Origin of the sequence: Nocardia sp. NPDC006044 (assembly GCF_042871115.1) — a bacterium.
GTDB lineage: Bacteria > Actinomycetota > Actinomycetes > Mycobacteriales > Mycobacteriaceae > Nocardia.
This window is the reverse complement of sequence record NZ_JBIAID010000001.1, coordinates 1,698,848-1,717,683: the sequence shown is the minus strand read 5'-3', so window position 1 is coordinate 1,717,683 and position 18,836 is coordinate 1,698,848. Positions and strand designations below refer to the sequence as shown.

Sequence of the window (18,836 nt, the reverse complement as noted above, 5' to 3'; positions counted from 1 at the left end):
GAGATTGCGCTCTCCGCTCGATTTTCTCTACACACTGCGGCCGGACCGGCGGTCTCGATCGCTGACGGCACATACGTCAACCCGCTCGCTGATCACCATGCCGAAGTCACCTCAACCTGGTAACTCACACGCTCGCTTGAGCAGGTATCTCCGGATATCTAGAGATGGGCTACAGCTCACGCCGAAGGCCCGGTTTCCGGGCCTTCGGCGTGTCGGTCAGGCGGCGATGCGGTTCTTTTCCTTCTTGCCCTTGTTCCACTCGGCAAGGATGAGCTGATAAGCGGTGCTTACTCTCGACCCCGTGCCGCTGTGCTGCGTACCGCCGTCGGACGCGAGCGAAGTGATTTTTCCGCGCCACCGGAACGCGGGCTCCTTCCTGCCCAGCTTCTCGGCGAGCACGCCGTCATCGATATGGTCGCCATGCCTGCCCAGGAACATCCCGATGCCGCCGAGCAACATTCCATCCCAGGTGTCTTTCGTTCGCCCCCAAGCATCCTCAGCGACCTTGAGCGTGCGCTCAAGTATCCCAGGGCCGTACTGATCGGTGATGCGGAGAACACCCGCAACTGCGCCCACAGTGTTCGTCCCGGACGAACCCATGGCGAGCTTGCGGGCCACCAATGCCGATTCGGTGTCTACGAACAACGGCAGACCGGCTGTCAAGCCGATCTTGTACTCGTCGAGGGGCCTTGGCTTGCTCGATTCGCGATTCTTGATCAGGAACAGAACCGCCTCGGCCTGCTGATCGAGGTCGTGGTGTACCTCGGCCACGAGAGTCGGAATGCCAGTGAGCTTCGCTGCATGCCAGCGGTGCATCCCGTCGACGATGAAGCGATCGCCGTTCGCGCGTTGGGAAACGACGATGGTCCCGATTGCCTCCGGCACCATGTTATTTGCAATACCCACAGCACGGGCCGTGTTCAGGGTGCGCTGAGCCTTGTCGTCAATCTTGAGCTCTTCAACCGGGATGATGACGTCGTACACGACGTCATGTCGCGGGAGCGTGTAGGGGTACTTCTTGGGCATACCGCTGCCCTCTCTGCGTCACGCTTAGGAGTTCGGCTCATGCCATCTATGGGATGCGACGCACGACAAGGGTACTGAGTTGAACAGCAAGAGTAGGCGATTCGCGATTATTGAGATGATCTCTCCCCGTTCATCTTTCGTCGAACTACGCCTGCCTGGCTTTAGGTGTCGGCTACCGGCGTGGCGTCCCCACCGAGTAGTTCGTGTCGCGGATCTGGGACGTTCTACATGGGCCACGGTGGCGACGACGAACTTCCCGAGTTCGTCTACGACCGCGCACCTACCCGCGACGGGCCACTTCTGGGACGAGGCCTCGGTGTGCGTGTTCCACGCATTTGGCTGCTTGCCGGTCTGCGCGGTCGTATCCCCGCATCAACCGAACAGCTTCAACCATGTCCTCTGGCTGGAACCGGGCGAGTTGACGTTCCAGCCAGGCGGGATCGATCTCGTGGTTTGTCGGCATCGCACGAATGTTTCCAGGCCACCGCGACTTACGGGCCGAGGATGGCTTTGATTTGGTCTGTGGCGCGCCGAGCGGTCAGATCGTCGAGGATCGCCATGGGCTCGTTCGCCCCGGCGAACCACCCTGGGCCGACCGTGAAAGGTGCGCCGGTGAGCGCGATACCGACTGGTCCGAGGTCGCAGATTATCGCGTCGCCGGTCAATGGTTCCGCGAGGACTTCGACGATGATGTATTGGCGGCGGATGCGGTTGTAGTCGTCGCTGGACACGATCAGGCACAGCATTCCGCCGGGTAGCACCGAACCCGACGGGGCGTTCCAGACCTCGCCGAACCGGGGAAGAGTCATCAGTTGGCGGCGCGGCGTTGGGCGATCAGGGCAGCGGTGAGTGCGCTGGCGCGTTCGAGCGTGTGGCCGGCCGCGGAGAGCGTGGCCGTGTCGACGGCGAGGCGGCGGCGTAGGTCGTCGCGGCGGACCAACTCGGCAAGGTAGGCGGACCGGTCCATGCCTTCCTCGCGCGCGCGGCGCGCGAGGATTTCCAACGTTGCGTCGTCGAAGCTCACAGACGTTTTCCGACCGGCCATACCGTCGAGCATACCGCCGCTCACGGTAGGTGGTCAGTTCATTCCAAGCCATGCTTGCGTTGCCGCGTCATTGTCGAAGGTCTCCAAGACCTCCCAGGCTATTTGGCGCACAGATTCAGCTGCGGCGTTTCCCGCGAAAGGGTGCATACTGTCGGGCGCGGTGAATACGGCGTTTGGGTCCTCGCTGTACAGGTGGCCGTGTCCGCGCTTGACGAATCCGATGTAGACATCTCCGGGACCATTCGGGTCGACGTGGGCTCCTCCGTCCTTGTTCGCCATCAGCCAGACGAGTTGCTTCCGCGACAGCTTGCTACCTGATGCTGTGTCGATCACGCACGTCGTCCACCATTCCTGAAACGGCTTGAGCGTCTCGTGGCCGCGCCGCCGGCGAGGGGCACAGATCCTGCCGCCCCCATCCGGCGCCGGCACCACCTCGACCAATCCGTCCTGTCCGGACGGAAGGGTGCCTGTCTCCCCGTCGACGGTCACATACTCGATCTGGAGCACGATGGGGCCCGCGTGGATTTCGGTGCCGCCGACGATCGCGGTGTCCAGAAATTCCATCCCCGACTTCAATCCCGCCAGCTTGAGCAGCGAGTGGCTCTTTGCCGTGTCGTGCAGCAGGACTCGGAGCGTGACGGCAAGCCGGATGGCTTCGTCCTCGTCGCCGTCATCGAACAGGCGGGCAGAGGTCTCCAAGTATCGGACTTGCCGACGAAACTGCTCGCCCAGCGTAGACATGCGGAGAAGCGTATCGGGCAGGCGATGCTGCCGAGAATGGATTTGACCTGCCTACCGGCCCTCACGCGGAGTTGGGCACCCGTAAGGCCCTCTGGCACGGCAATAGCTGTCGCGTCCGGTTGCGTGGTTCTGTCCGTCGTGTGCGCTTCATCGCCCTACGAGGCGCCGGGTGCTGTCGAACTCACGAACACCTGATCGAGCGGTGCTTGAATTCGCGACCCCGGTGATACTGAGATTGGCGACCAGAACCAACTCCTCGTACCGCGCGCCTCTGGACAACCGGAGGAACATGCTCGACCGTGCTCAGAGAGTGGATTGTCCCGGGATCGGCTTGCGGATGACGCACTCGGCGCGGTCGATCGATACGTGGAACCAACCTCGTGAGACGACACACCTAGGTTGGTCGGTGCCTTGCTGGACACTGACATCATCGCGGTCGCGATACTGAAACGGTAGACCTGGGCGGGAGCACAATGGCTAGGACCGATGGAAGAGCGCGTTGGGGGAAGAAATGCGCCATGTGCTCGGTGCCGGTTGTCGACGGGCGTGGCCAGCTTGGCGGCGAACCTGGTGCCTGGACGGTGACATGTGGCCGTTGCGAGGACATTGCGCGGCGGACCGGAATCCATGCTCATGCCCATCAGCGGTTGGGAGAGATTCAGATCGACAAACCTCCAGGCAATGCTGTGAAAGGCCCGATTTGGCTGCGCGCCTACGGGATTCGCCGTCCATGTGTTTCGTGCGACGCCGCGCCCGTCCGTGTTGTCGGCGTTTATCCGGTATTTCCGGCACCGGAGTTCCGGCTGCTAGTCCTGACATCGACCGATAACGCGTGGAAGCTCGCAAAGCATCTGCTGGACCGCTCTCGGGTCGCCAGCGATATTGCCGCGACGATCCGCTTGAGACCGCACCCGGCCGATCACGGTGAGCGTTTTGCGGGAGGTTGTGTCGGCTGCGGCGCAGGCCAATTCGACACGAATGATGATCCAGGGCTGCGGGAGGAGATCGAGCGGCGTGGTCTGCACGGGCTGGATTCGATTGCGTCCGAAGAGTGTTCGGTCGTCAAGTGGCACAGAGCCCTCTACGACCCTTCTCGGTCCCTCGTACGCGTGTAAGCAGCTATCGATACCAAAGGAGCGGACGGTTGCCGATGTCCATGGGGCTCGCCCGATAGCGGTCGCTCAATGCGCAGGTGACCAGCTGCTTGTTGTCAGGCACCGCCAGAGCGATCGGCAGACCGACCATCTCTTCCAGATCGATGACAGTGCCGGAGTCGTGCATCGTGAATCCGGCAGCTGTCACGAACGAGTCGAGCTGCGTGCCAAGGTCAACCTGGTCGTAGAGAAGGTGCACGCCCGCGCGTCGGAGCGTGTCGATGGCGTGTCGCACCAAGAGAGTCCCGATTCCTGCGCGCCGGTGCTCGGGTTCGACGACGACCAGATGCATGGCAGCGACTCGGAGGGCGACGGCGCAGAGAGGTTCGCGGATGTCGGCATGCGGTAGCTGATGGGTGTTGTCGATGGCTGCCGCGGCTTCCGCCGTCGCAGTTAGTAGCCGGAGTTTCGGCCCTGCAACGAGCGTTCCGACGACCGTTCTGTCGATGCGCGCGACCAGCACGAGGGTTCGTGAGTGCACGACACCGATCAGACCGGCGTCGGCGAGCGCGTTCAGGATTCGTGCTCGGGCGGCGGGATAGTCGAGATCAAGAGCCGTGGACAGGCTGCCGCGGAAATTGGCGTGAGAAAGGGCAGAAGCCCACTCGTCGGTAATAGTCAGGTCGAACGTTGCTGCACGATCGAGGTAGTGGCGGACAAGATCGTTCGCGGTCACTCGCTCGATCGTCACAGTGCCCGCGACACTGGCGATAGTCGTCGGCTCTCGCTCGGTGCGCCAACCGGGAATCAGCTTGAACGACTGCGCCCTCACCTGGGCGCTGCTGGTTTTCCTGGCGTCCAGATTGGCGCGATTGCGGCGGTAGGCATCCACGGTCGACGCTGTCACGCACATCTCAGTTTCCAGCCGTTCGAGTGCCGCGAGGCCCTGCTCAACGGTTTCTTCGGGAAGGCGCTGATGGCGGTCGAACATGGTCTCTCCGTCCATATGCAGCAAGTCCTCGAGTTCGTCGGCATAGTCCTCGCGGATGTCGGTGACATCGCTCGCGAGGAAAGACATGGTTCCGTACCTGCCGGCGTCGATGATCGCTGCGATTCTCGACGTCTCGCGGATCAGCCACGGATCAACGTTACGGGTGACCAGGTGTGTGATGCTCGTGCGACGCCCGGAGACGTCGAGCGCATAGGACCGGCGCTCGGCGCGCCGTAAGAAGTAGAAGTCCCACGCGGCATTCCATGCTTTGTCGGCAATCTCGTCAGGGGACTCGCCACCGCTGATCTTCAACATCTTTCGGGCTGCGTCTGTCCGGGCTCCGCCGGCTAGAAAGATATCTCTGGCCAAGGTGATCTCGTAGCCACACACAGCGCCGAACTCATCCCTCGACCAGGAGACCAAGCGCCGCATCGGCCACATCTGTCCGCGCGACCGCCACCGGCTACGAGTGCGGTCCAGGTAGCACGTGTACAGCAGTGTGGCGTAAGGCCCCAACAGCAGACCCAATGGGTAGGTGGCTTCTATTGTCGGGTCTGGCAGCGGAACTCCGCGCCGCCACGCCTTATCCCGCCGTTCCGGTGGATACCGATGGGCGAAGGCGGTTTTCGTGTCCTCGATCGTCCAATCTCGCAGAACGCGGTCGAGAGCGTGGCGCAGCGCTCGCGTCCCCGGTGCGTTGAATGTGCCGTCACGCCGCCAGGCTGCTTCACAGATCGCGGAACCGTACTCCACATCCACAGTTTTCGCGGCGGTATCTCGCCACGGGAAGGTCAAGAGCAGGGCACACAGGTCGGAGCGATGACCCGAATTCCGGAGCGTGCCGAAGTAGAAGCGCTCAATATCGATGGCGACATTGGTGTCGATGAGTATGCAGTCGGGCAGATCCTCCCGACTGCTCGCCCCGATCACGCGATAGCGGCCGACCGCGCCCGACCATCCCTTGTCGCTGAGACTCACTACCGCTGCACCCCCTTGCGACTATCCCCGGCCTGTGATCGAGGTAGCCCAAACATACGTCGGCACTGTGCGATGCCGCACAGGGATTACCGCCCGTTTTCGTAGCCACTCCAGCCACGCCGGTCACCCCAAACTGAACGCGGCGCGGCATCTCAGATTGTTGACCGTGACATCACCGCTCTGCGGCCACGTCTACCCAACCGCCGCCGCTTCGCCTCACCTCACCACCCACCCGACTGCGTACTCAACGCGACTTCCGCTCCCCACCTAGCCACCCACCCAACTCTCTTTTGATCTTTTTCTCTTCTACTTCCGTACCCAAACCCTCCTCGCCTCTACTACTTACTTAGGTTCCTGGTCCTGTTCCCGGGGCACACTTCATGCGCCCGCAGGGTGTATGAAGTGTGCCCCGGGAACAGGACCAGGGGCCGACCCCATTTGCCCAGTTCAAGGAGGGTTTTGGGTATGGACAGCAAGGTATGGACTGCTGTCCATACCTGAACAGTCCATACTTTTGGGCGATATCGGGGGCGCTCCGCACATCAAACGGCCCCGCGAATCGTAGGGTTCGCGGGGCCGTGACGGGTGGTGCTATGGAGTTGTCGATGGGGTTGGGAGTGGTGTCGCGGGTCGCATCCGCGTCATCGCTGGTACTCGCCCCCTGCGTGCGGGACATCTTGATCGGGGTCGTGCACGGTGCCGTGCACGGCATCCCGGCCGTTCCGCAATGGATGCGTTCGGCGGGTGTAGGTCGTCATCGCTCGAATCCTTCCCGTTCGATCAGCTCGTGGACATCGAGCTGCGGCCGGCCCTGGCCCTGTCTGGTGATGGCCGCGGCGCGCATGTCTTGGGCTTGGCATTGGCTACGCCACTCGGTATCGGTGAGTCCGGACGCGCCGGCGGCCTGGTCGCGGCGGATCTGCTCGTGCAATCGGGCCATGTATTCCGGTTCGCACAGCCAATCGTGGTACGCGAAATTCAAGTAATGCCAGGCTTCGCCCAGCTCGTCCTTGCGGTCGAACCACCGCGCCTCGAGCTCGCGGGCCTCGTCCAACAGCAGATACTTTTCCTTCTCGGTTTCGGCGTGCCAGGCGATTCGCCGCAGTTCTTCGACGCGGGCGAAGTCCTCGCGCATGGACTGCTCCTCGATACCGGAACAGTCCCTACCTGGGTCGGGCTGGGTGGCTCGCACAGGTTCGGCCGCATCGTTGCTGCTCATCGGTCGAATCCCATCTCGACCGATGGCCGAATATTCTGGGCAAGTTCATTTTCCAACTCCGCCTGGGTTAGTGGCGGCCGGCCCTGGCTGCGTTCGGCGGCGAGGCTGAGGTTCAGGTCGTGTGCTTGGCGTTGGCTGCGCAGTTCGACGTCGGTGAGCCCGGGGTCGAATCCGCCGGCCTGGGCGTGCTCGATGTTGTCGAGCATGCGCTGCATCGTGCCGGGGGCATGTCGCCAGTCGTAGTGGGCGTCGGACAGGTAGCGCCAGTTGCTCGCTTCCTCGGCTCGCCCGGTGGTCCACTGTTGCATGAGTTCTTTTGTGCGGGTAGCCAACTGGTCGATCTCGTGGTCGGTGCGTGCATGGAATTGGGCTTCGCTGAGCCGGATCATGCGAGCGAAGTCGGCGCGCATGGCTCGCTCATCGACTCCGGCCGCATCGGGGTAGTGGCTGCGGTCGATGTCGTCGTGCGGCGTGTCGTCGTGCCCCGGGGCCGGCATGGGCTACTTCTCCTTCGTGGTAGTTGGGGTGGTTCCACCGGCGATCAGCCGGAACCCGTTGTGCTCGTCGTCGCTTGCGCCGTCGCGGTCGTTGCGTGTTGCGTTGCGGCTGTTGCGATCGGTATCGGTGCTGTCGGCTTCGGCGACGATCCGCGAGACAGTCGAGTAGTGCAGTCCGAATGCCTCGCCGACTTCACGGGTGGACTTCACTTGCCGGTACATCGCGCGGATGCGGTCGTTGCGGTCGGTGTCCTCTGCGCCGTCGCGCAGGGTGTCGGGCGGTGTCGCGGTGGTGTCGCGGCCGGTTGCGGTGGTGTCGCGTCCTGGTGTTGCACTCGGCGCGGGTGTTGCGGTGGTGTCGGCAGGTATGGACTCCGAGAGCAGTGCGAACCCGGAGATGACCATCAGTCCGTCGAGGACGATCGGTCCGACCGCGGCGCCGAGTTGGCCGTATCCCCAGTTGGTGAGGACGTCGTGGACGTGGCCGTAGGAGATGATCGCCGATCCCAGAGCGACGCTGCCAGCACCGATGTAGCGGGCGATCAGCCAGCCCAGTCCGCGCCGCCATCGTGTGCGGGACAGGACTTCCACGCTCAGCAGCAGTCCGATCGGCCATACCGCTGAGCCGATTTGGGGTGCAACACCGGGATGCCAGCCGTCGGGCATCGCGGCGGCGGGCAGCCAGGTGTGGAGCCAGTTCGCCGCGACCGAGAGCACGGCACCGAAAATGAACCCGGCCCATGCAACACCGCTCCCACCGCCGGATGCAACACCCTTACTGCGATTTGACCCGGTGCGACGGGCGGTGCGACGTTGCGGCGCAACAGCGTTGGGGGCTGCGCCTGTGCGACGCCAGCGCGCGACACCCGTGCGGGTAGGTGTTGCGTTCATCGCTCGAACTCCCATCCCGGGTCGCTGTCGGAACGGTCGAATCGGCTCACGTATGCGCTGATTTCGCGTTGGTGTCGCTCGCAGTCCTGGCCGTGTCCGGTCTCGTTGCCGGTGGGATCGGCGTCGTAGGGTCCGCGGTCGGTGACGCGTTGCTCGCACGATGTGCACGTCCAGTAGGCATTGGTCTCTGTCCAGCGTTCCGGCGGTGCGACGCGCTCGAACGCCGCGACGGCCGGTTCGGAGACTTCGTCGCGGTCGATGCCGAAGGCGTCGGCGATCTCCGCCCACGAACGGCCCTGCCCGCGAGCCTTGCGGGCATAGTCATCGACCATGCCCTGCGCGATCCGGCTGAGGCGCTCAGCGCCCTCGATGGCGTGGAGATAGTTGACGGGGACCTCTCGGTCACCGAAGTTGTAGCCGGTGAACTGCGAAATCAGCGGCTCCTTCGCCATCGCGTTGTCGCCGTGATCATCTCGGATGTGGGAGAACACCACACGTTCCAGCTGATCTCTGGTCACCCATGCATCCATCAAGCCACCTCCTCGCTTGTCGTGTTCGGTTGCGTAGCAACTGATTCCGGCGCAGCGGTGTCGGTCTCCGGCGGGGTGTAGGTGGCGTCGAAGAGCTTGGCTGGGCGGAAGTTGACATTGACCGGGGTACCGAGGCCGCTGAAGGTGATCCGCAGGAACGCTCCTGCGGCGGGTTCGCGGGCGCCGGCGTCGAGGACTGCTTCGAGGATCGCGTCACGGACACCGGAGCGCATCCACAGCTTGCGCAGGCCCGGGCCGACGCGGCGCGTGGTTCCATCGGTTTGCAGGATCACGACCGGGACCATGATCGGTGCACCGGTGCGGCGGTCGACCGCGGGTTTCTTGGTGACCCAGTCCTTTTCCTGCTCCTCCTCGATGCGGATGACGAACCCGGACACCTCGGTGCCGATCGGGTCGCTGCCCGCGAAGGCAGGCTTGATCTTCGGGTTCATCGCCGCGTGCATCGTTTTGGCGGTGGCCCGGGCCCGGCGGGCAGGGCGCGGCGTGGCGGTCTTGACGTTCATGCGGGGTGTCCCTTCGCGGAAAGTGTTGCGGGCCTTGGCTGTCGACGCCCGGCGTGGTTTCGGTGGCGCATCCTCGCTGCTGGGGGCGGGTTCGGTGAGCTGGTATTTGCGGCGCAGCGCCGCGGCTTTATCGCGGTAGTTGGCCGCGGCGCGTTCGTCGGTGAGGCTGTCGGCCGCAGCGGTGAGTTTGGCCGCGAGCGCGGCGGCGGCTTCGGGTGTCATCGGTCGAACCCGCCGCCGATATCGGGACGGTGCGCTCCGTTGCCTGGCGCGTCGGCCATGGCTGGCCGCTTCACCGAGAGCAACGGACCGCTGCGGTCGGTTCGGGGGGTACCGATCCGCTGTTCGGACGGGGTCATGGCGATGACTTTCGCGACGGCCTCGTCGCGTTCCTGCGTCCGTTTACCTGCCAGCGCGACCGCCGCATCACGTTCAGTAGTGAGTTGACCGATCCGGGTGGTCAGTTTGGCGTGGTCGGCACGCAACGCCGACAGGTCATCGACCGCGGTGCGCCGCTCCGTATCGACCTGCTGATATCGCGTCGACAGGTCTTCGGTCTTGCGGTTCAGTGCGTCGTACTCGGCTCGGGTCGGCGCTGTGTCCGCCTCACGCTGATGGTCGTTGCGGACGGTCTCATGCTCACGGGCCAGGGCGTTCTCCCGTGCGGCCAGCGACGCCATCACCGCGCGGTGTTCGCCGCTGTGGGAGTAGAGCGGCGCCCGATCGTCGCGGTTGTCCCAGGTCTGCGCGTGCGCTGTCACGCCGAAGGTGAGCATCGTGCCCGGGTTGCTGCGCATCCACGCTGTCGCGTCAAGCTCGCTGCCGAACGACTGCGACCTGGTCGAGGTGACCCCGTTGCGGTCGGTCCATCCGACAACAGCCCGGAATCGACCCGTGTCCGCCGCGTCCGCCGGGGTCTGGTGCTGCTCGTTTCCGTCGCGTCCCGGGCCTTGCCCGCTGCGGTCCGGATCTCGGAACACAACGCGATCAGCTCGTGCAGTGGTACTCAGCTGCTCGGCGCGGTCGACGTGGGGCATGGGCTCCACGGCCGGCCTTTCGATGCCCGCGGTTTGGCGGGCTCGCGCGACCTGCGCGCGGTAGCGCAAGGCCTCCCGGCCTTTCACCCGGTGCGCACGGTCGAACAATCCCTTGTTCGCGAACTCGGGGAACACGTTTGCGCTGTCCAGGCCATCGAGCGCGATACCCTGCTCCACCAAAGTCAGGTGTGGGTTGCGCAGTACCCGCTCGGCCATCTCGTTGCGATGCCGGGCCAGTGCCTGGACGTCGCGGTAGCGGCGGTCGTGATCGACGCTCGGGTCGTTGGCGCGCCGGGACACCGCTAGCGAATGCGCCCGGAAGGTCTCGACCGAGTTCGCGGTCCAGCTCAGCTGATGGGCGCGGTCGTGTTCGGTTTGGCGCATCTGCGCCCGCCAGGCTTGGGTGATTTCCTTGCGGATCTTGCGCTTTTCCAGCCAGTTCGCGGCCTGGGCATAGCGGCGCAGGGTTGCCGACATCGCGGACGCGAATGTTCTTGCCTCACTGACCAATTCGTCTTCGACGCTGCGTTCGGACATGCTCAGATCTCCTTTGTCGGTAGTGGTGAGGGGGATGGTGTGGGCATCTGTGACCACCTGCGGCCGTCGAGTTCTCGGCCTGCGATCTTGGGAGTGCGGCCTCCCCATTGCTTGAAGAAGAACGGGACGTCGCTGTCGCTGCACTGGTCGCGCAGTTCACGAACCCAGTCCAGGTGCATGGGTCGCGCGCTCGGTCCGGACTCGCCGCCGGCGATGACCCAGTCCAGGGCCGGCCTCGGTCGCCAGTCGGCGCATGCGCCGCCGCAACCGCATTCGTGTCGGTCGCCGTCGTCGGGTCGCCGACATCGGCACCCACCGGGACAGACCGCGGGGAACAGGTGTTTGTCCAGATCGATCGGCCCGATCAGTGGTTCGCACGACAGGAACCGCACCGCGGCGGCGGTTTGCCGCAGCGCGGGGATACGGATGTCGGCCCAACGCTGGTCCTCGACCGAGACACCGAGCCAGACATGCGGTAGCACCCGATGGCGGAGGCCGTAGCCGGGCGGGTACTGCCATCGGCCCGGCGCGGTGAACATCAACTGCTCGCTGTGCGCGGCGACGGCCTGCCAGAACCGCTCGCTGTCGAGCAGACTGCGCATGCGTGCCGGGCGCTTGGTCAGCACCTGGAAGGTATGCGCAGCAGCGCTGCTCATCACTGCCCACACCTGGGCAATGAAGTCGTCGGGTACATCGTGATGGAACAGGTCCGACATCGAATTGACAAACACAAGTCGCGGCGTTCGCCACCGCAACGGAATCTGTAGTGCGTCAGGGTGAATCGTCACTCCGAACCCCGGACCGGAGGTGCGGGTTGGGCCGTCGTGCTGGTACTTCGCGACGCCCATGGGGCCTTGAGCCGTTTGGCCATCGACAGGGCGTAGCAGTGGTCGCAGCCTGCGCTGACGCGGTCGCAGCCGGTGACCGGGTTCCAGGTGGCTTGGGTCCACTCGATTCCGGTCACCGCGCACCACCGCGCCTGGCGGCGAGGATTTCGCGGATGCCGGGGCGCCCGCGAGTGATCCACACGGTGTAGGCGATCCAGCCCAGCCCGTACACCGCTACTGCGGCTGCGACGGTGATCCCGGCGGCAAGAGCCAGGACGACTGCGCCGGCCACGCCGGCACTGGTGAGCGCTGCCCGCCACCAGGTGGTGACGAACTCGCGTATCGCGAGCGCGGTCCGCACGGCAGGGTCGTCGGTGTCAACTTGGTCGGCGCTCTTGTACAGGTCGACTGCGCCGGGCCCGGCGGCGATGACCGTGGTCCCGCCGTGCTCGCCGGGCAGGCCGATGTCGAGGTCGCCGAACATTGCGCGCAGTTGACTGGCTGTTGGGGTGGCGACGTTGATGTCGTCGCGGCGAGCCGGGAACCGCTCGGGCTGTTCGTCGGGTTCGTCGGGAGTTGGTGCGTCGTAGTCTTTTTCGATGCTCATGCGGGGTCTCCTTGTCCGTGGATGAGGGCCGACCAGACGGTGCGGGCGCGGCCTTCGCTGCGGTCGCCGTTGGTGCGGTTGATCGGGTCGGAGGGCAGCAGTGGGATCGCCTTCGGGTCCAGGCGGGCGACGCGGCCCCAGCGGGCGGTACCGGCGTTGACGTGCACGGCGTCGCCGGGTTCGATGCGGCGCAACAGGTTCGGGTCGACCAGGAAGCTGTCCTGCATGCGCACGGAGCCTTCGCTGCCGTGTTTGCCGTCGAGGGTGTGCCGGGAGGGTTCGATGGCGCGGCGGGTGCCGAAGTTCTTGAGGATGTCGTCGGCGCCTTCGGAGCGGCACGCGATCACCCCGCCGGCGCAGCCCTTGATGGTGCGGGCGGCTTCACGGTCGGTCGCGGCGATCGACTCGAAGGAGTGATAGCCCAAAATCAGTGCGACGTCTTGGGAGCGCAGTGCTTCGGCGGCGTCGTAGACGTTGGCATCGACGCGGGAGAGTTCGTCGATGGTGAAGGTGATGACGTGGCCGTGCTTGGTCGCGGCGGTCTGCTCGACCATCGCGATCAAGGCGTTCATCTGCGCCGACGCCACCGACTTGTTCGCCGTGCCGGGCACGGTAACGAACCAGTACTGCTTGTCCAGCAGAGAAGTGGTGCCGTCGAAGGCGTCCCCGAGCTCACGGAACAAGTTGCTGAACCGGGCGGTCTCGGCCGGCAACACGGGCTGCTTGCCTTCCACCATCGCCTGCACCGCATACAGCTCCCGCAGGTACGCCTTCGGCGCACCGCCGGTATCGGCGGCTTCGGTGCTAGTGGTGTCTTCGGCGGATTCGACTGTCTCGGTGCCAGGTTCGGCGTCGAGGAGGTTGCCGCCCCAGGCGTTCCAGAGCCAGGGCTGATCGAATCGGGCCAGGAACTCCTCGGAGTTGGCCGGCGGGTTCTGGCCCGGCCCCAGTCCTTTGTCGGGGTCGGGGGCGTCCACGATCAGATGCACCAGCGAGATACGCATCTGCTCGAAGAACGCTTGGCTGGCGTCGGCGGCTTTCTCACTGGGGCACAGCTTTTCGAGCACATACCGCAGCGAGCCGATCGGCATCCCGAACAGGTTCAGTTTTGTTTCCGGGAACATCGCGATCTTGCTGGGATGCAGCCCGGTCGCCAGGATCGCCTCGCGCTGCTCGGCCCACACCCGCAGGTCTTCGTGGCCGCCCTTGCAGGAGGCGTTGATCGTCAACGGACGTTTCGGGGTGACCCGCAATGCGGTGCGCAACCAGGGGCGCATCTGTGCGGCCTGGAGGTATCGCAGCTGCGCTGCCACGTGTACCGCGATCACCAGCCGCGACAGCAGTGTCGTCTTGCCAGAGCCGGGACCGCCGACGACCATCACGTGTTTGCGGATGTCGGCGTAGGCGAGCTTGAACAGGGTGTCGAACGCCGCGACCAGTTCCGCGGCGGCGCTTTTACCCTGCTGGCTGATCTCCTCGGCGAGGCGGCCCAAGACCACCCAGCGGTGCGGGCGAATCCAGCCGGTCAGCACCGTCAACGGGGTCGGTGTCGACGCGAGCTCGCGCGCCATCCGCAGTTTCGCGTTGGTGCGCCGCCGCTGCGCGCGTTCGGTCGCGGCGACCGAGCGCTTGCCGATCGTGGCGACCCGGACCGAGTACCGTGCCCACAGGATCGCCGCGACAGCGAGCCCAGCAGGAACCATCGTGATCGCCAACGCCATCAACCCCGCACGCACGTCACCATCGACGGTGTGGGCGGCGCCCTCGATCAACAGCCGTACCGGCGCCCGCCAATCCCACTGCGCGACAACGGCGACCGCGGGCAACACCGTCGACGCGGCAGCGAAGTTGCGGACCCGGCGCGCGTCCCACCCCAACCGCGACGCGCTCACCCACGCGACCCCGACCACGGTCGCCATCGCGCCGAGGGTGACCGCGGTCCCTGCCAGGATCTCTCCGATCTGCGCCCACACATGTGAGTCGCCGGTCTCGGTGGTGCCGGGTGTGCCGCGCAGACCTGGATGCTGGTGGGTATTCATCCACTCCAGAACCCGCTCCCCGACTCCGTGGTGGGTGTCGGCCGGCGCGTTCGGTCCTGGCGTCGGCTGCGTCGGCGCGCAGTCGGTGGGGGTCAGCACGGGAGTGCAGTTCGGTTGCGGCGCAACCGGTATCGGCGGGTCGGTATTGACCGGTCCGGACGGCGCGGAGGTCGGCCCGCAGTCGGTGGGGGTGATGATCGGCGTGCATGCCGGGGACTGGGAAAACAGGTAGGGGTTCATGAGACGGCCTCCTCGGGGCCGGTACTGCTGGCAGGGAGTTCGATGCTTCGGCGGGCGGTCACCGCGTCGAGGCGGCGCACCCGGATCCCCGGCTGGCGGGGCAGCTTCTTCGCGGCGATGAGTTCTTTGATCGCCTTGTGCACGGCGGTGCCGATCCGGTCGGTCGCGCACACGTACAGCAGGCCGTGACCGTTTTGCAGGGTCCGATACGCGGCGAGAACGCTGATCAGCAGCCGCGCGGACGGTGTCTTGAGTGAGAGTTCGACCTCGACGGCCCACCAGCGTTCGCCGTCGAAGTAGCGGCCGTCGTGCACGTGCGGACGCGCCGAGAACTGCGACAGCAGCGTCGCTTGGCCGGCCGCGAACAGCCCGGGGGTCTTGCGGGCGGCCTCACGCAGCAGCAGCCGCTCCGGCACCCACACCCCGGTCTCCAAACCGACCAGCGCGGCCCGGACCCGTGCCACCTCGCCTTTGTGAATCAGGTTGGTGGAGCGCGGAACCCACGCCGATGCCTCATAGCCCAGGCATCGGGTCGCGGTCGCTTGCGTCGGCCACACCCACGTGACCGCGCGGTCGCGGCCGCGGGCCCGCAGCGAATCCGAATGCACTGCACCGAAGTCGTCACGCCACTTCTCGATCAGCTTGTAGGTGCGGGACCGGCGCGTACCCAGCAGCAGCATCAGCGTGGCGAAATCGGCGATCCACTGCTCGGAGACGAATTTGGCGACCAGCTCGTCACGCGGGGTCCACCGGCGCCGGCGTCGCGCGCTCACCGCGACAACTCCCACTCCGGTTGCGCACGGTCGGCTCGTTCGACCGCTGAACGCCCGCCTGCCTTGGCGAGGATGCGTTGTACCGAGCGGGCCGTGAGGTGCAGCCGCTCCGCGGCGAGCTCGGTTGTGGCACCGTGGCGGAGCTCGGCCAGCACCGCGGCCTCGCGTTCAGCGCTGCGTGCCTTGACATCTCGCCCGACCCGGCGACACCGAATCGGCTGCGCAGCCGGGTCATCGATGGCGTCTTCGTCCCACTGGAACGGCAGCGGCCACGCCCGTTTCCGGGCATGCAGCCGAGCGTCGTCGGAGGGTCCGGGCGACATCTGCAACCGGTCGAACAACACCGCGACGCTCTGGTGCAGCTCTGCCGGAATTTGCTGCCGCGACAACGACGCGCCACCGGTGGCCGGCGCGGTCAGCGCCTGCATCTCCGGCAACGAAATGCCCAGTTCCTGAGCGAGGTTCTCGTGTGGGTGCCCGAACGCCACCAGGGCGCGTGAGCGGCGTATCGCTCCGATCGCCGGAACGCGTGCCTGGTTATGGGCCATATCTGTCATCGCTCTACCTCCCATCCCTGCTCGTGCTGCGGGACCGCGTTCAGATGCCGGTCCGGTGCGCTCGCGGGGCGCAAACGCAGCACGCCCGGTGTCGGTTGTTGCTCGGTCGACTGCGCCGACTGCGCCAGCGCTGTGGCGACGGCGGCGAACCGTGCGCCGGTCTGCCGGTCGTGGCAAGGACGCAGCCGCAGCAATCCGTCGCGGCCGTGGCGGCCCTCGACCGTCCAACCGGTCCGGAACAGCGCCTGCTCGGCGGACTGGAACACGCTCAGCGCGTCCCGCCGGGCGAGGTGGTCAGCGTCGACGGCGTCCAGCGCTGCCGTGCCGACCTGGCCGCGGGTGACCACTCCGTCCCGGCCCGCCTGCTCATACATTTGTTGTGCCGCCTCGAATGCCGCGGTGGCCGCGTCGGCGCGGTCTCCGGTCGCCCGGGTGATCTCGGTCCGGAACCCGGGCAGGGAACGTTCCAGGGCGTCGGCGAACCCATCGCGGCCTTCGCTACGCGCCTGCTGCATACGGGCGACCGTGCGGTCGTACTGCCTCAGCACCGTTTCCACGTGCTGGTCGACGGTGGTGTAGTCCTCCCACCGCTGATCCGCGCCCAGCAGGTACGGGCGCTGCCGCTCGGCCTCCTTCGCCAGCCGCAACAACCGCGATTCCGACGCCTGCATGGCCGGGCCGCCCGGGCCGCCGGGGCGCAGCTGCTGTGTCAACTTCTGGTACTGCGACCACGACTCCCGCAGATCAGCGACCAACGCCACCACCCGGTCGGCGTCCGAACCATCTGCAGAGGGAACCGAATGCATCGCGGTCATCGCTCGAACCCCCACTGCCGCGAAGTCGAGCCACCGAGTCCGGCCATCGCCGGACCCTGCGACCGCGCTGCCGGCGCCAGCCCGGCCTGCGTCGACTCGCCGATATCGGCGGCGTCGGTGCGGGCGTGGTGGGCGCGTGGCTGCCCGTACCGGTCGATCACCGCAGCGGGAGTCAGCCGCTCGTGGGAGGCACACAGCGAATGCACCTGCTCGCGGTCCAACGCGTCATCAAGTGCGACAGCCATCTGCGTGAGCTGCTGATTCTTGTCCGCGAGCTGACCACGCAACAACGTCACTTCCCGGCGCAGCGCACCGGAATCACGCTGGGGCAGATGCAGATTCAAATGAGGCAGGTGCATACTCATCGCTCCCACCCCGAATCCCACTGCGGACCCGGATCCCCGACCCGGCCGGCCTCGGCGCGGTCGAAACCGCGCCGCTCCCACGCCCGCAACTGCCGTTCCCGGTTCGCTTTCGCCAACGCCACCAACTGCGCCGGCGTCGCGTCCCGCTTCGGCGCGGCCAGATCAGTCCGGTACAGGTATGCGGCATAGCGTGGCGCCCCACCGTGCGGCTTCGGCTCCACAAGGTAGGCCGCGATGTCCTGGCCGTTAGGCCGCAACTGCATCGACCGCAACTGCCGACGAGTCACGTAACCCGCTGGCGCGGAACGCCATTGATAAGTCGGCAACCCGAACCTTTCACCGGTCAAATCCGGCAGATCACGACGCTGCACGTCCTTCGGCCCGATCACGACCGATCACCCCGCCTTCGCCGGCGTCGCGGGGACGCACGAACCCGACTGCTGGGCAACCGAGCCCAGCTGATCGACCCGGCAGATGTTCGGCGACGGTGGATACTTCGGACCCGCCACCATCGCGGCGGTGCAGCCCGCCATCCCGATCACCACCAGCGCGGCTATCGCGATCAGCGCGTGCTGCGGCGACAGCCACGCCAACCACCCGTAGACCGAACCGACACCGGTGAACTCCGGGCCGGCCATCGACTCCAACGCGTGACTACGACCCCGATCACGGATCACGGTGTGCCGTGGATACGGGTCATGCCTCCAGGCGCGGGTCATCGATCCCACCCCAGGTACTGCTCCCGAGAAGTAACCAGCCGATCCAACGGAGTCGGCGTCTCGGTTTCCACACCCGCCCCGATCTGCGCGAGTTCGTGGTCGATCCGGGAAATCTCAACAGACTTCCTCGACGCGCTGAGCACCACATCAGGTGCCCACGCGCACACGAAACCCATTGCGTAATCACGCTGTTCAGCCGTCAGCGACTGCCATGCGCTCAACGCATCCCGCACAAAGGGGTCCAGGCCCTCGAATGGATCAGTTGGTGTCAGCATGCTCATCGCCGCACCCCCGGCCGACGCATCGTGCGCCATAGAACAAACACACCCAGCACGAACAGCGTCCCCAGCAACACAGCAGGCTCCGTCACAGCGACGAAGCCGATCGACACAATTGCGATCGTGAGAACCAAGGTGCGGAAGCGCATCAGAACTCACCGCCCGCCGAAATCGGACTCAACAGAGCGATGACGTCGTCCTGGCGCACCCGGATTGCGCGCGTCCCTCGGACCTTGTACCCCTTCAGCACCCCTGCGGAAATCATCCGCCGAATCGTCCGGACATTGAGGTGAAGCTGAGCGGCAGCCACCTGCAAACTAAGTACAGGGCCGACGTCTCCATCAGTGTGATCTCTAGTCATTCGAAGTCCTCCCTTGGCCTGACTTGGCTGGAACAGCCTGAAACGAAGCTAAGGTCGACTTCGAACTTCAACCCGGAAAAAAATTCCGGGGTACCTCCGAAAGCCTCTTGTTACGAGTACAATTGAATGATGCGCGGAATGACGG

At 65.6% G+C, this 18,836-nt stretch carries 25 protein-coding genes; 1 reads left to right on the top strand and 24 read right to left on the bottom strand.

All coding sequences use genetic code 11. The features are described from left to right. Window positions 1-216 precede the first annotated feature (216 nt). From ACFYO1_RS08160 to ACFYO1_RS08145, 4 genes are all read right to left on the bottom strand, one after another. Window positions 217-1,026: a hypothetical protein gene (locus tag ACFYO1_RS08160; protein WP_387228325.1), complete on the bottom strand. Its 810-nt coding sequence runs from the start codon at window positions 1,024-1,026 to the stop codon at window positions 217-219. A 491-nt stretch (window positions 1,027-1,517) separates the two neighbouring features. Next, on the bottom strand, window positions 1,518-1,835 hold the full coding sequence (locus ACFYO1_RS08155) for a hypothetical protein (protein WP_387228323.1): 318 nt from the start codon (window positions 1,833-1,835) through the stop codon (window positions 1,518-1,520). Beyond that, on the bottom strand, window positions 1,835-2,071 hold the full coding sequence (locus tag ACFYO1_RS08150) for a hypothetical protein (RefSeq protein ID WP_387228321.1): 237 nt from the start codon (window positions 2,069-2,071) through the stop codon (window positions 1,835-1,837). Before ACFYO1_RS08150 ends, ACFYO1_RS08155 begins: the two co-directional genes overlap by 1 nt. 33 nt (window positions 2,072-2,104) lie before the next feature. Continuing rightward, a complete protein-coding gene (locus tag ACFYO1_RS08145) occupies window positions 2,105-2,812 on the bottom strand; it encodes a hypothetical protein (protein ID WP_387228319.1) in 708 nt (235 codons plus the stop codon). Between the two features lie 518 nt (window positions 2,813-3,330). Between ACFYO1_RS08145 and ACFYO1_RS08140 the strand changes: the two genes are divergently transcribed. Further along, window positions 3,331-3,927 carry a hypothetical protein gene (locus tag ACFYO1_RS08140; RefSeq protein ID WP_387228318.1) on the top strand — a complete coding sequence of 199 codons (597 nt, stop codon included), beginning with the start codon at window positions 3,331-3,333 and terminating at the stop codon, window positions 3,925-3,927. 4 nt (window positions 3,928-3,931) lie between these two features. On the opposite strand, the gene ACFYO1_RS08135 is transcribed toward ACFYO1_RS08140, so the two are convergent. The 20 genes from ACFYO1_RS08135 to ACFYO1_RS08040 form a co-directional block, all read right to left on the bottom strand. Then, entirely contained in the window at window positions 3,932-5,875 is a 1,944-nt protein-coding gene (locus tag ACFYO1_RS08135) for a GNAT family N-acetyltransferase (RefSeq protein ID WP_387228317.1), read from the bottom strand. A 754-nt stretch (window positions 5,876-6,629) separates the two neighbouring features. Continuing rightward, on the bottom strand, window positions 6,630-7,094 hold the full coding sequence (locus ACFYO1_RS08130; RefSeq protein WP_387228316.1) for a hypothetical protein: 465 nt from the start codon (window positions 7,092-7,094) through the stop codon (window positions 6,630-6,632). Then, entirely contained in the window at window positions 7,091-7,591 is a 501-nt protein-coding gene (locus ACFYO1_RS08125; RefSeq protein WP_387228314.1) for a hypothetical protein, read from the bottom strand. The genes ACFYO1_RS08130 and ACFYO1_RS08125 overlap by 4 nt, the downstream gene beginning before the upstream one ends. A 3-nt stretch (window positions 7,592-7,594) precedes the next feature. After that, window positions 7,595-8,308 carry a hypothetical protein gene (locus ACFYO1_RS08120; protein WP_387228312.1) on the bottom strand — a complete coding sequence of 238 codons (714 nt, stop codon included), beginning with the start codon at window positions 8,306-8,308 and terminating at the stop codon, window positions 7,595-7,597. A gap of 170 nt (window positions 8,309-8,478) precedes the next feature. Then, window positions 8,479-9,000, bottom strand: coding sequence for a hypothetical protein (locus ACFYO1_RS08115; protein WP_378723096.1), 522 nt, complete (start codon window positions 8,998-9,000; stop codon window positions 8,479-8,481). 11 nt (window positions 9,001-9,011) lie between these two features. Beyond that, a complete protein-coding gene (locus ACFYO1_RS08110; protein WP_387228309.1) occupies window positions 9,012-9,758 on the bottom strand; it encodes a hypothetical protein in 747 nt (248 codons plus the stop codon). Beyond that, complete coding sequence (locus tag ACFYO1_RS08105) at window positions 9,755-11,110, bottom strand: hypothetical protein (protein ID WP_387228307.1); 1,356 nt, start codon at window positions 11,108-11,110, stop codon at window positions 9,755-9,757. The genes ACFYO1_RS08110 and ACFYO1_RS08105 overlap by 4 nt, the downstream gene beginning before the upstream one ends. Window positions 11,111-11,112: 2 nt before the next feature. Beyond that, window positions 11,113-11,958 carry a DUF5131 family protein gene (locus tag ACFYO1_RS08100; protein ID WP_387228305.1) on the bottom strand — a complete coding sequence of 282 codons (846 nt, stop codon included), beginning with the start codon at window positions 11,956-11,958 and terminating at the stop codon, window positions 11,113-11,115. Beyond that, window positions 11,895-12,074 carry a DUF5131 family protein gene (locus ACFYO1_RS08095; RefSeq protein ID WP_387228303.1) on the bottom strand — a complete coding sequence of 60 codons (180 nt, stop codon included), beginning with the start codon at window positions 12,072-12,074 and terminating at the stop codon, window positions 11,895-11,897. Before ACFYO1_RS08095 ends, ACFYO1_RS08100 begins: the two co-directional genes overlap by 64 nt. Beyond that, window positions 12,071-12,544, bottom strand: a complete 474-nt coding sequence (locus tag ACFYO1_RS08090) for a hypothetical protein (protein WP_387228301.1) — start codon at window positions 12,542-12,544, stop codon at window positions 12,071-12,073. Before ACFYO1_RS08090 ends, ACFYO1_RS08095 begins: the two co-directional genes overlap by 4 nt. Beyond that, window positions 12,541-14,823, bottom strand: coding sequence for a hypothetical protein (locus ACFYO1_RS08085; protein ID WP_387228299.1), 2,283 nt, complete (start codon window positions 14,821-14,823; stop codon window positions 12,541-12,543). Before ACFYO1_RS08085 ends, ACFYO1_RS08090 begins: the two co-directional genes overlap by 4 nt. Then, entirely contained in the window at window positions 14,820-15,596 is a 777-nt protein-coding gene (locus ACFYO1_RS08080; RefSeq protein WP_387228297.1) for a hypothetical protein, read from the bottom strand. Before ACFYO1_RS08080 ends, ACFYO1_RS08085 begins: the two co-directional genes overlap by 4 nt. Next, window positions 15,593-16,153, bottom strand: coding sequence for a hypothetical protein (locus tag ACFYO1_RS08075; RefSeq protein ID WP_387228295.1), 561 nt, complete (start codon window positions 16,151-16,153; stop codon window positions 15,593-15,595). Before ACFYO1_RS08075 ends, ACFYO1_RS08080 begins: the two co-directional genes overlap by 4 nt. Next, the gene (locus tag ACFYO1_RS08070; protein ID WP_387228293.1) at window positions 16,150-16,968 is read right to left on the bottom strand and encodes a hypothetical protein; all 819 of its coding nucleotides are present in this window, start codon (window positions 16,966-16,968) and stop codon (window positions 16,150-16,152) included. The genes ACFYO1_RS08075 and ACFYO1_RS08070 overlap by 4 nt, the downstream gene beginning before the upstream one ends. After that, window positions 16,965-17,333, bottom strand: coding sequence for a hypothetical protein (locus ACFYO1_RS08065; protein ID WP_387228291.1), 369 nt, complete (start codon window positions 17,331-17,333; stop codon window positions 16,965-16,967). The genes ACFYO1_RS08070 and ACFYO1_RS08065 overlap by 4 nt, the downstream gene beginning before the upstream one ends. Next, window positions 17,330-17,704, bottom strand: coding sequence for an RRQRL motif-containing zinc-binding protein (locus ACFYO1_RS08060; protein WP_387231775.1), 375 nt, complete (start codon window positions 17,702-17,704; stop codon window positions 17,330-17,332). Before ACFYO1_RS08060 ends, ACFYO1_RS08065 begins: the two co-directional genes overlap by 4 nt. Window positions 17,705-17,728: 24 nt before the next feature. Beyond that, entirely contained in the window at window positions 17,729-18,052 is a 324-nt protein-coding gene (locus ACFYO1_RS08055; protein ID WP_387228290.1) for a hypothetical protein, read from the bottom strand. Beyond that, the gene (locus ACFYO1_RS08050; RefSeq protein ID WP_387228288.1) at window positions 18,049-18,333 is read right to left on the bottom strand and encodes a hypothetical protein; all 285 of its coding nucleotides are present in this window, start codon (window positions 18,331-18,333) and stop codon (window positions 18,049-18,051) included. Before ACFYO1_RS08050 ends, ACFYO1_RS08055 begins: the two co-directional genes overlap by 4 nt. After that, the gene (locus ACFYO1_RS08045) at window positions 18,330-18,479 is read right to left on the bottom strand and encodes a hypothetical protein (protein ID WP_387228286.1); all 150 of its coding nucleotides are present in this window, start codon (window positions 18,477-18,479) and stop codon (window positions 18,330-18,332) included. Before ACFYO1_RS08045 ends, ACFYO1_RS08050 begins: the two co-directional genes overlap by 4 nt. Then, window positions 18,479-18,691 carry a helix-turn-helix domain-containing protein gene (locus ACFYO1_RS08040; RefSeq protein WP_378723077.1) on the bottom strand — a complete coding sequence of 71 codons (213 nt, stop codon included), beginning with the start codon at window positions 18,689-18,691 and terminating at the stop codon, window positions 18,479-18,481. The genes ACFYO1_RS08045 and ACFYO1_RS08040 overlap by 1 nt, the downstream gene beginning before the upstream one ends. Window positions 18,692-18,836: the final 145 nt, after the last annotated feature.